At 72.7% G+C, this 14,244-nt stretch carries 12 protein-coding genes; 9 read left to right on the top strand and 3 right to left on the bottom strand.

Annotated elements, in window-relative coordinates; all coding sequences use genetic code 11:
* Positions 1–104: 104 nt before the first annotated feature.
* A complete protein-coding gene (locus RWM17_RS01805) occupies positions 105–1,133 on the top strand; it encodes a 4-hydroxythreonine-4-phosphate dehydrogenase PdxA (RefSeq protein ID WP_314100849.1) in 1,029 nt (342 codons plus the stop codon).
* A complete protein-coding gene (locus RWM17_RS01800) occupies positions 1,126–2,598 on the top strand; it encodes a four-carbon acid sugar kinase family protein (protein WP_314100848.1) in 1,473 nt (490 codons plus the stop codon). Before RWM17_RS01805 ends, RWM17_RS01800 begins: the two co-directional genes overlap by 8 nt.
* Here RWM17_RS01800 and RWM17_RS01795 read toward each other — a convergent pair.
* Positions 2,505–3,734: an ROK family transcriptional regulator gene (locus RWM17_RS01795; protein WP_314100847.1), complete on the bottom strand. Its 1,230-nt coding sequence runs from the start codon at positions 3,732–3,734 to the stop codon at positions 2,505–2,507. The genes RWM17_RS01800 and RWM17_RS01795 overlap by 94 nt on opposite strands.
* 228 nt (positions 3,735–3,962) lie before the next feature.
* Between RWM17_RS01795 and RWM17_RS01790 the strand changes: the two genes are divergently transcribed.
* The 7 genes from RWM17_RS01790 to RWM17_RS01760 all read left to right on the top strand — a co-directional run bounded on the left by RWM17_RS01790 (position 3,963) and on the right by RWM17_RS01760 (position 12,308).
* A complete protein-coding gene (locus tag RWM17_RS01790) occupies positions 3,963–6,140 on the top strand; it encodes an alpha-galactosidase (RefSeq protein WP_314100846.1) in 2,178 nt (725 codons plus the stop codon).
* 107 nt (positions 6,141–6,247) lie between these two features.
* Complete coding sequence (locus RWM17_RS01785; RefSeq protein WP_314100868.1) at positions 6,248–7,135, top strand: sugar ABC transporter permease; 888 nt, start codon at positions 6,248–6,250, stop codon at positions 7,133–7,135.
* 7 nt (positions 7,136–7,142) lie between these two features.
* Complete coding sequence (locus tag RWM17_RS01780) at positions 7,143–8,129, top strand: carbohydrate ABC transporter permease (protein ID WP_399539908.1); 987 nt, start codon at positions 7,143–7,145, stop codon at positions 8,127–8,129.
* Between the two features lie 103 nt (positions 8,130–8,232).
* Positions 8,233–9,597: a sugar ABC transporter substrate-binding protein gene (locus tag RWM17_RS01775; RefSeq protein WP_314100844.1), complete on the top strand. Its 1,365-nt coding sequence runs from the start codon at positions 8,233–8,235 to the stop codon at positions 9,595–9,597.
* A gap of 279 nt (positions 9,598–9,876) precedes the next feature.
* Positions 9,877–10,755 (top strand): MerR family transcriptional regulator, encoded by an 879-nt coding sequence (locus RWM17_RS01770; protein WP_314100843.1) that lies wholly within the window; start codon positions 9,877–9,879, stop codon positions 10,753–10,755.
* Positions 10,752–11,483, top strand: coding sequence for a GPP34 family phosphoprotein (locus RWM17_RS01765; RefSeq protein ID WP_314100842.1), 732 nt, complete (start codon positions 10,752–10,754; stop codon positions 11,481–11,483). The genes RWM17_RS01770 and RWM17_RS01765 overlap by 4 nt, the downstream gene beginning before the upstream one ends.
* Before the next feature lie 90 nt (positions 11,484–11,573).
* Positions 11,574–12,308, top strand: coding sequence for a small multidrug efflux protein (locus RWM17_RS01760; protein ID WP_314100841.1), 735 nt, complete (start codon positions 11,574–11,576; stop codon positions 12,306–12,308).
* 354 nt (positions 12,309–12,662) lie between these two features.
* Here RWM17_RS01760 and RWM17_RS01755 read toward each other — a convergent pair whose 3' ends face one another.
* Together RWM17_RS01755 and RWM17_RS01750 are read right to left on the bottom strand one after the other, a co-directional pair.
* A complete protein-coding gene (locus tag RWM17_RS01755) occupies positions 12,663–13,637 on the bottom strand; it encodes a hydroxyacid dehydrogenase (RefSeq protein ID WP_314100840.1) in 975 nt (324 codons plus the stop codon).
* Between the two features lie 13 nt (positions 13,638–13,650).
* Positions 13,651–14,244 (bottom strand): methyltransferase (locus tag RWM17_RS01750; RefSeq protein ID WP_314100839.1); only part of this gene is annotated, 594 nt, incomplete at its 5' end.

The following is a 14,244-nucleotide window of genomic DNA, read 5'->3' as shown; positions in this document are numbered from 1 at the left end:
GATGTGGACGACAGGTGTAGCGGGGGTGACGGGATCACTATGTTTTCCGCGACGGAAAGCATAAGCTGACGGCGACAGCTCGCTCCCGAACGGAAGAACCGACGATGACGTCCACCGCACCCGACCAGCTCGACACTCCTGCCGCCCGCGGCGACCGGCCGCGCATCGCCCTCACCACGGGCGACCCGGCGGGCATCGGCCCGGAGCTCCTCGCCCGCCTGCTCACCGAGCTCGCCGCCGACGACGGCCACGACGTCGTCGTCTTCACGACGCCCGACGAGTTCGACCGCGGGTTCGCGCACGCCGGCGCGGCCGCCGACCGTGCCGCCGTCGACCGGGCCGGTCACGTCTCGGTCGTCGACACGGGCCTCGACCTGACGGACGTGCCCGTCGCCGAGGCATCGGAGGCGGGCGGGCGCTGGGCGCTCGACCACCTCGAGCTGGCCCTCGCCGCCCACGCTCGGGGCGAGGTCGACGCGCTCGTGTTCGCACCGCTCAACAAGTCGTCGCTGCACCTCGCCGGGATGGCCGAGCAGGACGAGATGCGCTGGTTCGAGAACCGGCTCGAGGTCGCCGGCACGGTGACCGAGCTCAACGCCATGGCCGGGCTCTGGACCTCGAGGGTCACGTCTCACGTGGCGCACCGGGACGCGCCCGACCTGATCACCGCCTCCTCCGTGCTCGCGGCCACGCGCCTCCTGCACGACGCCCTCGTGGGCACCGGCGTCGTCGCACCGCGCCTCGCCGTGTGCGCGCTCAACCCGCACGGCGGGGAGAACGGCTCGTTCGGCCGGGAGGAGATCGACGAGATCGCGCCCGGCGTCGCCCTCGCCCGCGAGGCCGGCATCGACGCCGGCGGGCCGTTCCCGGCCGACACGCTGTTCCTCCGCGCCCGCGACGGCCAGTTCGACGGCGTCGTCACGATGTACCACGACCAGGGCCAGATCGCGATGAAGATGATCGGCTTCGAGGGCGGCGTGACCATCGAGGGCGGCCTGCCGCTGCCCGTCTGCACCCCGGCCCACGGCACGGCCTTCGACCGCGTCGGGACGGGCACCGCGGCGCTCGCGTCGACCCGCAACGCCTACGACCTGGCGCGCAGCCTGGCCGTCGCCGCTGCCTCACGTGGCTGAGCGGGTCGTGCCGGGCCACCCGCCCGGAACGTCGAGCCCACTCGACGAGCCCGGCCCCCTCGACAGGCACGCCTCCCTCGGCACGTTGGTCGTCCTCGACGACGACCCCACCGGCACGCAGACCGTGACCGACCTGCCGATCATCACACGGTGGGAGCCGGACGACGTGCGCTGGGCGCTCGACCGAGGGGCGCCCGCCTTCGCCGTGCTGACGAACACCCGTAGCCTCGACCGCGCCGAGGCCCGGGCCCGCACCGCCGAGGTGGTCCGAGCCGTGCTCGCCGCCGCCGGTGACGACGCCTCCCGCCTCCGCTTCGTCAGCCGAGGCGACTCGACGCTGCGCGGGCATCACGTCGACGAGGTCGAGACGATCGTCGCCGAGCTCGCGGCCGTGGCACCGGTGGACGCCGTCGTCATGGTGCCTGCCTTCCCCTCCGCCGGCCGCACGACGGTCGACGGCGTGCACCTCGTCCGTGAGGGCGACGAGCTCGTGCCCGCCGGGCGGTCGAGCTTCGCCGGCGACCCGACCTTCGGATACTCGTCGTCGCACCTCGCCGACTGGCTCGAGGAGCGGTCGGGAGGTCGCATCGCGGTGGTCGACGTCGCGACGATCGACCTCGAGGTCGTCCGCGGGCCCGTGCGGGCCCTCGCCGACGCCCTGCTCGCCGTGCGCGGCGGACGCCACGTCGCCGTCGACGCCGAGACGGACGACGACCTCGCCCGGATCGTGGAGGCAGGCGAGCTCGCCGAGAGAGCCGGGCGGAACCTGCTCTGGCGGATCGGGCCGGGCCTCCTGCGGCCCCTCGTCGGGCAGGTCGCGCAGCCTGCGCTCGCCGCTTCCGACCTGGCCGGCCACGTGGCCGCCGCCGGGCCGGCGACGCCGCACGGCCTGATCGTCGTCGGCTCGCACGTGCCCTTGACGACCCGGCAGGTCGAGCGGCTGGACGAGCAGGCCGGGCCGAGCATCGAGCTGGTGGTCGTCGACGTGCCTGCCCTGCTGCGGGCCGACCGGCGGGACACGGAGGTCACGCGGGTCGTGGCGGCGGCGGTCTCGGCCATGGCCGACCGCGACGTTGTCGTGACCACGTCTCGCGTGCGCGTCGACGGTCACGACGGGGGTGACAGCCTCCGCATCGCCCGGGAGGTGTCGCGCGCGCTGGTCGAGCTCACCCGCGCGGTCGACGCCCGGGCCCGGCCGTCGTTCGTCGTCGGCAAGGGCGGCATCACGTCGAGCGACCTCGCGACCGAGGCCCTCGGGCTGCGCCGCGCGGTCGTGCTCGGCACGCTCCTGCCCGGCGCGGTCTCCGTCTGGCTCTCGGCCGACGAGGAGGCGCGCGAGAGGAGTGCGGACCCGCCCGCCTCGCGGACGCCCTACGCGGTGTTCCCGGGCAACGTGGGCACCGACGACTCGCTCTGGGCGGCGCTCTCGGCGTTCCGCGCCGCCGCCGTGAAGGCGACCGGGTAGCGGTCGAGCCAGGCCTGCAGGGCGACCACCGCGCCTCCTCGTGCCCACTCGTCGAAGCCCATGGGCTGGATGGTGGTCGTGAGGGGGCGGGCCCAGGCCGGGCGGTCGACGGCGATGCCGGCCTCGACCGCGTCGGGGGCGATCGACGCGAGGCCGATGCCCTCGCCGGAGAGCTGCACGTTCTGGATGCCCGTCAGCGTCGAGACCGCCGAGATGAGCCGGCCGAGGGCCTCGGCCGACTCGCGGACGACGCGGCTCGCGACGACGTCGCCGTCCGCTGCGAGCTGCAGCAGCTCGTCGTAGCCCACCGGGCGGCCGAGGCCGAGCGACACGGCCGAGCACATCGCCGGCGACGAGAGGTACGCGATCGCGCAGCCGCGGTGGCCGTCGGGGCAGACGGGGCCGCTGCGGTCGATCACGTAGTGGCCGACGGTGGGGGTGTCCGGGTCCTCCCGGCGGACGACTTGGTCGGCGATGACGAGCGAGCAGCCGACCCCGACGCCGACCGTGACGAGCGCGAAGTCGCGGAGGCCCCTCGCGGTGCCGAACCAGTGCTGCGCCTGCGTCAGGGCGAGCACGTCGTTCTCGACGACGGTCGGCAGGCCCGTGGCGCGAGCGAGGTCGTCGCCGAGCGGCACGCCGTTCCAGTCGAGGGAGCGCGAGACGTCGACCACCCGGCCGTCGCTCGAGTGGCCGCCGAGAGCGACCCCGACGGCGACCGCGCGGGGCTCGCGGGCCAGCAGGAGGCGGACGACGTCGGCGACCGCCTCGGTGACCGTCGCCGGGTCCGTGGCCTCGAGGGGCGCCTCCAGGCGCTCGGTCACCACGGCCCGCGCGGTCGTGACGACTCCGTGCACGGCGTCGAGGGTGACCTTGACGCCGATGAAGCGCAGGTCGGCGGACACGTCGATCGGGCGGATCACGCGGCCGTGCTGCGGGTCTGCTCTGTCCTCGCCCTCGATCAGCAGGCCCGTCTCGACGAGCGGCTTGGTGAGGCGGGTGAGGCTCGCGGGGGAGAGGTCGAGGCGACGAGCCGTCTCGCTGCGCGACAGCGGTCCGTGCTTGACGACCTCCCGGGCGACGTTCCTGGCCGACTCGACGGCGATGGTCGACGGCGTCGTCTCGCGTGTCCCCATGGTGGTGCTCCTCTGTGCTGACGGGTGGCGGCTGACTCATCGCGGCTGACTGGCCACGGTCGGACAGTGTCGTTTCCCTGCTGGTAACCATAGCGGCGACATCCGTGCAGCGGAGGCGGTCTCATCGCTCGGACCAGACGAACTTGACGCCAAGTGTTTTCCGTAGCAATAATGACGCACCGCGATCATCGTCGATCACCCGACCGGGTCCGAGGCAAGGAAGCCACCGTGACACAAGACAGCCGCCTGTTCCACCTCCGATCGGGAGGTGTCAGCGTCGTCCTCGACGCCGCCGGCGACGCCGTGCCCCGCATCGTGCACTGGGGTCGCGACCTCGGCGTCGTGAGCGACTCCGAGCTCTCCGAGCTCGCCCGCACCTCGGTGCCGCAGATCGTCTCGAACAGCATCGACCTGCCCGTGCCGCTCGGGCTGCTGCCCGACCAGACCACGGGCTGGAACGGCACCCCCGGCCTCAGCGGACACCGCGACGGCCGCCACTTCTCGGCCGCGTTCACCGGTGCTCGCGTCTCGACCCCCGCCTCCTCCGACCCGCGCGTCGGCGACCGCCGCGTCGTCGTCGAGCTCGCCGACGACGCGGCCGCCCTCGACCTCGCGATCGAGGTCGAGCTCGCCGAGAGCGGCGTGCTGCGGACCCGGGCGACCGTCACCAGCACGGGCGACGGCATCTACACGCTCGACGGCCTCGTCCTCGCCCTGCCGGTGCCCGCGGAGGCGCAGGAGATCCTCGACTTCACCGGTCGCCACATGCGCGAGATGAGCCCGCAGCGCCATGACTTCACTGTGGGCACTCACGCCTCGGAGGGGCGTCACGGTCGGACCGGGCACGACGCCTCGCTGCTCTACGCGGTGGGACGCCGGGGATTCGGCTTCCGCTCGGGCGAGGTCTGGGGCGTGCAGGTCGCGTGGAGCGGCAACCACCGCAGCTACGCCGAGCGCCTGCCGACCGGACGAGCCGTCGTCGGCGGCGGCGAGCTGCTGCTGCCCGGCGAGGTGCGCCTCGGCCGCGACGAGCAGTACGCCAGCCCGTGGCTCTACGCCTCGTGGGGGGACGGCCTGGACGACCTCGGCGGACGCCTGCACGGCTTCCTCCGCGGGCGTGACGGCTACCCGACGGCACCGCGTCCCGTCGTGCTCAACACCTGGGAGGCCGTCTACTTCGACCAGCAGCTCGACACGCTGCTCGCGCTCGCCGACCGCGCCGCCGAGGTCGGCGTCGAGCGCTTCGTGCTCGACGACGGCTGGTTCAAGGGCCGACGCGACAAGTCGGCCGGACTCGGCGACTGGACCGTCGACGAGTCCGTCTGGCCCGACGGCCTCGACCCCCTGGTCGCTCGCGTCCGCAGCCACGGCATGCAGTTCGGCCTCTGGTTCGAGCCCGAGATGATCAACCCCGACTCGGACGCCGCCCGCGCGCACCCCGACTGGGTCATGTCGCCCGGCCACCGGCAGCCGCCGACCCAGCGGTTCCAGCAGGTGCTCGACCTCACCGCCCCCGGCGCGTGGGAGCACGTGCTCGAGAGCATGAGCGAGCTGATCGGCCGCCACCACGTCGACTTCGTCAAGTGGGACCACAACCGCGACCTCGTCGACGCCGGCCACTCCGCCTCGGGCCGGGCCGGCGTGCACGACCAGACGCTCGCCTTCTACCGCCTCGTCGACGAGCTGCGCCGCCGGTTCCCCGCGCTCGAGATCGAGGCGTGCTCGTCGGGCGGCGCCCGCGCCGACCTCGAGGTGCTCGAGCGCAGCGACCGCATCTGGGCCAGCGACTGCATCGACGCCCTCGAGCGCCAGCGCATCGAGCGCTGGACCGGCGTCGTCGTCCCGCCCGAGCTGATCGGCTCGCACGTCGGGTCGTCGCCCGCCCACTCGACCGACCGACGTCACGAGATGGCGTTCCGGGCCGGCACGGCGCTCTTCGGCCACTTCGGACTCGAGCTCGACCTCACGACGGTCGACGCCGACGAGCTGGCCGAGCTCAGCCGCTGGATCGAGCTCTACAAGGCCGAGCGAGCGTGGATGCACCGCGGCACGGTCGTGCGCGGCGACCACCCCGACCCGGCCTACTGGGTCCGCGGCGTCGTGTCCGCCGACGCGTCGCACGCGCTGTTCTCGTTCGTCGCCGTCGCGACGACCGTGCAGAACCCGCCGGGCGCCGTCCGCCTGCCGGGTCTCGACCCCGAGCGCACCTACCGGGTCGAGGTGGTCGAGCCCGGCCACCGCATCAAGGCCTACAACCACCACGCGGGCCCCGCGTGGTGGACCACGGGCGCCCAGCTGAGCGGCGCGGCACTCGCCGTCGTCGGGCTGCAGGCGCCGGGGCTCGCCCCCGAGCACCTCGTCGTCGTCCGGGCGACCGCCGTCGAGACGGAAGGAACGGCACGATGACCGCACCGACCACCACCCGCGAGGAGGCGGGGGCAGGCGCCTCGGGGACCGGCGCCGGACGCGGCACGCGACCCGCGCCTCCTCGTCGCCGCCCTGCCGCGTTCGGCATGGGCAAGCCCTTCGGCATGAAGAAGCAGGAAGCGATCGCCGGCTGGGTGTTCGTCGCCCCCGCGCTGATCGGGTTCCTCGCGTTCTTCGTCTGGCCCGCCATCAGCGGACTCGCCTACAGCTTCACCGACTTCGACCTGCTGACGCCGCCCGAGTTCATCGGCCTCGACAACTACGTGCGCCTGGTGCAGGACCCGCTGTTCTGGAACGCCATCGGCACGACGAGCTACTACGTCGCCATCAACATCGGGCTGCAGACCGTGCTCGCCCTCGGCATCGCGGTGCTGATGCACCGGCTGACCCAGTCGATGATCGTGCGCGGCATCGTGATCCTGCCGTACCTCATCGCCAACGTGGTCGCCGCGCTGGTCTGGTTCTACATGTTCGACTTCCAGCTCGGCATCGTGAACGAGATCATCGACTGGACCGGGCTCGACCGGGTCGCCTTCTTCGGCGAGAGCGCCTGGGCCATCCCCACGGTCGCGCTCATCAACGTCTGGCGGCACATGGGCTACACGGCACTGCTGATCTTCGCCGGCCTGCAGACCATCCCCAAGGAGGTCTACGAGGCCGGCGTGATCGACGGCGGCTCGGAGGCGCGGATGTTCCGCAGCATCACGCTGCCGCTGCTCCGGCCGGTGCTCGCGATGGTGCTCGTCGTCACGGTCACCGGCTCGTTCCAGATCTTCGACACCATCGCGGTGACGACGCAGGGCGGACCGGTCAACTCCACCCGCGTCATCAACTACTACATCTTCGACATGGCGTTCAACCGCTTCGACTTCGGCTACGGCTCGGCGATGGCGCTCGCGCTGTTCCTGCTGCTCGCCGTGTTCACCTTCGTCCAGCTGCGCCTCACCCGCGCCGACAAGTCCGACCTGGGATGACCCGACCATGACGACCATGACACCGCCCCCCAGCCAGCTCGCCTCGGTCGAGCCCGCCACCAGCACCCGCGCCGGGCGCACGCCGCGGCCGCCGCGCGGTCGTCGCCCCCGCGGCCACAGCGGCGGACGAGCCCGCAAGGCACTCGGCTGGGCCGTGCTCGGCCTCGTGATGCTGGTCACGCTGTTCCCCTTCTACTGGATGCTCCGCACCTCCTTCTCGACCACCGTGTCGCTGGGCAGCGACCCCGGCTCCCTGCTGCCCGTCGACTTCACCCTCGGCGCCTACCAGCGGGTGCTCGGCCTCGCCACGACCCAGGAGGCGCTCGCCGAGGGCGGCTCGGGGGCCTCGATCAACTTCTGGTCGTACCTGCGCAACTCGCTGATCGTCGCGACCGTCACCACGATCGGGCAGGTGCTCTTCTGCTCGATGGCGGCCTACGCCTTCGCACGGCTGCGCTGGCGCGGTCGCAACCTCGTGTTCTCGGCCTTCATCAGCGCGCTGATGGTGCCGCCGATCTTCACGACGATCCCGAACTTCGTGACGATCCGCGAGCTGGGCCTGCTCAACACGTACGCCGGCATCATCCTGCCGACGCTGCTGATGACGCCGTTCGCCGTGTTCTTCCTGCGGCAGTTCTTCCTCGGCATCAGCCGGGAGGTCGAGGAGGCGGCCGTCATCGACGGCGCCGGCCCGTTCCGGCGCTTCTTCCAGGTGATCCTGCCCCTCGGCGCCGCGCCGATCACGACCCTCGCGATCCTCACCTACATCACCGCCTGGAACGAGTACTTCTGGCCGCAGCTGGTGGGGCGGACCGAGGAGGTGCGCGTGCTGACGGTCGCGCTCGGCGTGTTCCGCTCGCAGACGCCGCAGGGCGGGCCTGACTGGGCGGGCCTCATGGCCGCGACCCTGATCGCCGCGCTGCCGATCCTCGTCCTCTTCACGATCCTGGGGCGCCGCGTGATCAACAACATCGGCTACTCGGGCACGAAGTAGCCGCCCGTCGGGCGGCCCGCCGACGCGGGCCGCCCGCACCAGACCCCACGACACCACCCGACCACCGACACGACTGATCCACATCAACGACGAAGGGACAGCAATGAAGACCACGAAGAAGAGGAGCCTCGCCGCCGCGATCGCGGTGCTCCCGATGCTCGCCGTCACCGCCTGCGCAGGGGGCAGCGGCGGGGGCGACTCCGCCGGGGGAGAGATCACCTACTGGCTCTGGGACTCGAACCAGCAGCCCGCCTACGAGCAGTGCGCGACCGACTTCGCCGCGGCCAACCCCGGCAGCACCGTGAACATCCAGCAGTTCGGCTGGGACGACTACTTCCAGACCCTGACGACGAGCCTCGTGGGCGGCGACGCCCCCGACGTCATCACGAACCACGCGTCGTTCTTCCCGCAGCTCGCGAGCACCGGCCAGCTGCTGCCCCTCGACGACGTCGTCGAGAGCGAGGGCATCGACTTCGACGACTACCAGGCCGGCATCCCCGAGCTCTGGGTCGGCGAGGACGGCCAGCGCTACGGCCTGCCCAAGGACTGGGACACCGTCGCGACGATCTACAACGCCCAGTACCTCGCCGACGCCGGGCTGACGCCCGAGTCGCTGCAGGACCTCAGCTGGAACCCGGAGGACGGCGGCACCTGGGAGCAGACCATCGCGCACCTGTCGGTCGACGCGAACGGCGTGCGGGGCGACGAGCCCGGCTTCGACGCCTCGAACGTCGCGGTCTACGGCCTCGGCCTCAAGTCCAAGTCGGGCATCGGCGCCTTCGGGCAGACGCAGTGGAGCCCGTACGCGCTCAGCAACGACTGGACCTACGCCGACAAGAACCCGTTCGGCACCGACTTCAACTACGACGACGAGAAGTTCACCGAGTCGATCGAGTGGTGGCAGGGCCTGATCGAGAAGGGCTACATGCCCAGCTACCAGGCGGCCTCGTCGGGCGTCGGCATCCAGGAGGCGTTCGGCGCCGGTCGCTACGCGCTCGCCACGGACGGCAGCTGGAACGCCAAGACGTACTTCAGCTTCGAGGGCGTCGAGGCGGGCATCGCCCCGCTGCCGAAGGGCCCGGACGGCGAGCGCGCCGGCGTGCTGAACGGCCTGGCCGACTCGGTGCTGTCCACCACCGAGCAGCCCGAGCTGTCGAAGAAGTGGGTCGGCTACCTCTCGTCGGCGGCCTGCCAGGACGTCGTCGCCGAGGCTGCCGTGGTGTTCCCCGCCCTGAACAGCTCCAGCGAGAAGGCCGCCACCGCGTTCGCCGACGCCGGCATCGACGTCTCGACCTACTACGACGCCGTCGCCGCGGGCGAGACGGAGCTGGCACCGATCGCGAACCACTGGCTCGACGTGCTCGCCGTGATGGAGCCCGCCATGGAGTCCGTGCTGATCGGGCAGTCCGAGCCGGATTCGCTGGCGGACGCCTCCGAGCAGGTCGACCAGCTCTTCGCGAACGACTGAGCCACGGGGCCGACGCGACGAGTCGGGGAGGCGCGGTGCAGCTGCTGCACCGCGCCTCCTCTCGTTCGTCGAGCGGCGTCGTCGAGTGGTCGGGAACGGTTCTCCTTCGGTCGGCGGAGGACCGTTCTCGACCACTCGGCTGAGGGCGGGCTCGACCGGTCGGCGACTTCTCGGGGGATCGCTTGACCCTGCCCCAGGGGCACGGTCTCTACTTGTGGGTAGTCGGCGACGAGCGCCGACGACGACACTGCGAACGACGAGACCGCCGAGGAGGCGCCCGTGGCCTGGAGCACCCGCCAACTGGCCGAGATGGCCGGGACCACGGTCAAGAGCGTCCGCTACTACCATCAGCTCGGCCTGCTCGAGGAGCCGTCGCGGCTGAGCAACGGCTACAAGCAGTACGAGGTGCGGCACCTCGTCCGCCTGCTGCAGATCACCCGGCTGACCGACCTCGGCGTGCCGTTGGCGCAGATCCAGGCCGTCAGCGGTGCGGGGGAGGACCCCGATGCGGCACTGCGGGTGCTCGACTCCGAGCTCGAGGCCACGATCGAGCGGCTGCAGCGCGTCCGCGGCGAGCTCGCGCTGATCCTGCAGCACCGTGCGCCTGTCGACCTGCCCGCCGGGTTCGGCGAGGTCGGCGGCCACCTCAGCGAGGCCGACCGGGCACTCGTCATGATCTGGTCGCGGGTCTTCGACGAGCCGGCGATGGACGACCTCCGGACGATCCTGCGGGACGAGCCCCGCACCTCCGACGACGACGCCTTCGACGCGCTGCCCGCCGACGCCGACCGGGCGACCCGACGTCGCCTCGGCGCGGCGCTGGCGCCGGGCATGGGCCGGCTCTTCGAGCAGTACCCGTGGCTGGCCGACCCGGACGGGCACGCCGAACACGGTTCCGCGACCTCGACGGCCACCGTGGGCGCCGCCGTCACCGAGCTCTACAACCAGGCCCAGCTCGAGGTGCTCTACCGCGCGTACCTCGTGTCGGCAGGCAAGTCCGACGACCTGGAGGCGCTGGAGACCGCGTTGGACGCGGCGGAGGGCGCTGCGCCAGCGCCTTCACCTGCGCCCGCGTCTTCACCTGCCCCCGGGCCTGCGCCTGCGCCTTCACCTGCACTCGACACCGCACCCGAACTCGACCCGAGGACACGACCATGACCGAGACCGACCCCACCCGCACCTCCCTCGACACCGCGCCCCTGCTCGCCGAGGACGTGCTCGTGCTGCTCTTCGACCCGGAGTCGGGCACGATCCGCTCGGAGGGCACGCCGTTGCTGCACACCCTCGCCGGAGCCGTGATCACCGAGCTGGCCCTCGACGGGGCGGTCACGATCGACGAGCACGGGTCGGGGCTGCGCGGGCGACTCGTCCACGCCGTCGAAGGGCATGAGCCGGCTGACCCGCTGCTCGCGACCACCTGGCAGCGCCTCGCCGACAAGCCGACCGACCTGCGGTCGCTGCTGCTCGAGATCGGCCCGCGACTGCGCGGGCCGGTGATCGACCGCGTCGTCGAGCGCGGAGCGCTGCGCCGCGAGAACCGCAAGACGCTCGGGTTCATCCCGACCACGGCTCTCATGGACGGCGGCACCGGGCGACGCGACGAGTTGCTCGACCTCGTGCGGCCCGTGCTGCTTGACGACCAGGAGCCGTCGCCGAGGTCGGGCGCGCTCGCCGCCCTGCTCTCGGCGAGCGGCGCGTTGCCGGCGCTGCATCGCGACCTGCCGTGGTCCGGTGCCCTCTACACGCGCGGGCAGCAGCTGCAGCGCGGGGAGTGGGGCGCCGCCGCCACCGGCGAGGCCGTGGCTGCGTCGGCTGCCGCAGTCGCCGCCGCCGTGCTCTCGAACTCGCTGTTCGTCAGCGTCGTGCTGCCGTCGCTGCGCGACTGAGCCGCCGCTCCTGCTTCCCGCTCCCGTCCCCCTTCCTCACCCCTCTTCCCCCTCTTCTCGTCCTGACGACCCCCACCTCTGGAGACCGCCATGTCCCGCTTCATCCACACCGCCTCCTCGGCTGCCGGCACCTCGGCCGCAACGAACTCCGGCGGACCGTTCGCCTGGTTCCAGGACCTCGTCGGCCAGGTGCCCGAGGTCGTCCAGCCGCTCGTCATCGCGCTCGCCGGAGCCGTCCCGTTCATCGAGGGCGAAGGGTCGGCCGCGCTCGGCATCATCGGCGGCGTGCACCCTGTCGTCGCGGCGCTCGCCGGGATCGTCGGCAACCTGATGTGCGTCGTGATCGTGGTGCTGCTGGGGTCGCGGATCAGGGAGGCGCTCGTGCGGAGGCGTTCCGGTCGCGGTGCAGCGTCGGCCGGAGCCTCGGATGCGAGGCCGTCGGCCGCGGGCGTCGGTGTCGGCACCGCTGCGACCGGTGGCGGTTCGGTCGCCTACGCCGCCGCTCCTGGGTCGGCCGGGGCGACCGTGTCGACTCCGGCTCCCGGCGCTGCTCCCGACCCGGTCGCGGCCGGGTCGGTCGAGCCGACGGAGGCGGTGCCGGAGAAGAAGGGCAAGGCGCGGCTGCGACGCTGGCTGGTGAAGTTCGGGGTGCCCGGGGCGAGCCTCCTGGCCCCGCTGGCACTGCCCACCATGTTCACGGCGGCGACGTTCGTCGGGTCGGGAGTGCCGAAGGGGTGGGTGATCCTGTGGCAGGCCGTCGCCATCGTCGTCTGGACCACGCTGATCACTCTGCTCGCCACGGGCCTGATCTCGGCCGTCGGCTAGCCGGCGTCGCTCGCCGTCGCATGGGGTCGAGTGGTCAGGAACTGTTGTTCGGGGGTCCTGGAGGACGGTTTCTGACCACTCGGTCGTGGGCCGGCAGGAAGCGCTCTGGGAGGGCTGCCGGGGAACCTGATCCGGACCACGCGCGGGGCGTGGTGGATCAGAGGCCCCAGATCGACCTCGGGAGGTGCGGGGAGGTCGATTCAGGGACTCTCGTCCAGCGCCGGTCATCCGCGCTGGGGTCGAGTGGTCGGGAAGTGCTCCTCATAGGGTCGAGGTCAGCAGTATCTGTCCAGTCGGTCGGTGAGCCGACAAGGAGTGCTCTCGAGGAGGCGGCGGGCAGCACTTCCTGCCGCTTCACTCCTGGGGGAGAGGGAGGAGGGCCCGGCGGAGGTGGGCGGCGGCCTCGTGGCCGACGCGGGACATCGCCTCGCGGGTCTGGCCGCCGACGTGCGGCGTGAGCACGACGTCGGGGCGGTGCCGCAGGGGGTGGTCGCCGGGCAGGGGCTCCACCGAGGTGACGTCGAGGCCGGCTCCCGCGAGGTGACCGGACTCCAGGGCGGCGACCAGCGCCTCCTCGTCGACGACGCCACCGCGCGAGGTGTTGACCACGACCGCTCCCGCGGGGAGCAGCGCCAGCTCGCGCGCCGAGATCAGGCCTCGGGTCGCGTCGGTGAGGGGCACGTGGACGCTGAGGGCGTCGGAGGCGCGGAGCAGGTCGTCGAGACCAGCCGGCTCGGCTCCGGCCTCGCGGATCGCCTCGTCATCGAGATGCGGGTCGTGCGCGACGACGCGCATGCCGAGTCCGTCGCGGGCGATGCCGGCGACGAGCTGCGCGATGCGGCCGTAGCCGAGGAGGCCGAGGGTGGCTCCGGAGAGCTCACGACCGGTCATCGACGCGCGGTCGCCGGGTGCGGCCGCGCGGGGATCGGCTCCGGCTCCCGCATCGGCACTCGCGAGTGCCGGGCCGAGCCCTCGGCGCGTGATCATGAGGAGGGCGACGGCGAGCTCGGCGACCGACCGGCTGTTTGCCGCGGGCGTCGTCGTGACCTCGATGCCGAGCTCGGCGGCGGCGGCCACGTCGACGGTGTCGAGGCCGACCCCGTGACGGGCGACGATCCGCAGCTGCGGGGCCTCGCGCATCATCGCTCCGTCGACGCGGGCGGTGCGGAGCAGGACGCCCTGCACCTCCGGGGCGACGTCAGCCCAGGAGGCGGCGGTCACGCCCCAGCCGAGGCGCACGTCGGCCCACTCCGCCAGTGAGTCGACCACCGCGTCGTGGATCGGACGCGGCACCCAGACGACGGGCCGGGCGGCGCCGCCCGCGCTCACGTCAGCCCCGCCCTCAGCCACGCGGCACCAGCCGCCGGTTCGCCTCGCGTCGCTCGCCCTCGCCGCGCAGCAGCTCGTGCGTCGCCGCGACCACGTCGTCGACGCGACCCGCGGGCACGATCGCCACACCGTCGTCGTCGCCGACGACCCAGTCGCCCGGAGCCACGGCGACGCCGCCGACGGCCACGGTCTCGCCGAGTCGGTACGGGCCGGTCTTCCACGGGCCTGCCGGCGTCACGGCCCGGGCGAACACGGGGACTCCCACCCGCTCCAGCTCGACCACGTCGCGGGCGGCCGCGTCGAGCACGATGCCGCCGACCCCCAGCGCGAGCGCCTTCTCGGCGACGAGCTCGCCGATCAGCGCTCGCGTCTCGTCGCCGCCGCCGGAGACGACGAGGATCTCGCCCCTCCTGATCTGCTCGAACGCGGCGTGCAGGCCGGCGTTGTCGCCGGGGCGGGTCCAGACGGTGAAGGCGCGCCCCGACAGGGCCGCCCCGCGCCAGAGCGGACGGATGCCGTCGGCGACGCCGAAGCGCTCCATCGCGTCCGAGATCGTCGCGACGGGCAGCTCGCCGGCGGCGGGCCAGGCGGCGGGCCGGGGGTCGGG

Origin of the sequence: uncultured Frigoribacterium sp. (assembly GCF_963515265.1) — a bacterium.
Taxonomy (GTDB): domain Bacteria; phylum Actinomycetota; class Actinomycetes; order Actinomycetales; family Microbacteriaceae; genus Frigoribacterium.
This window is presented reverse-complemented; position numbering and strand designations above follow the sequence as displayed.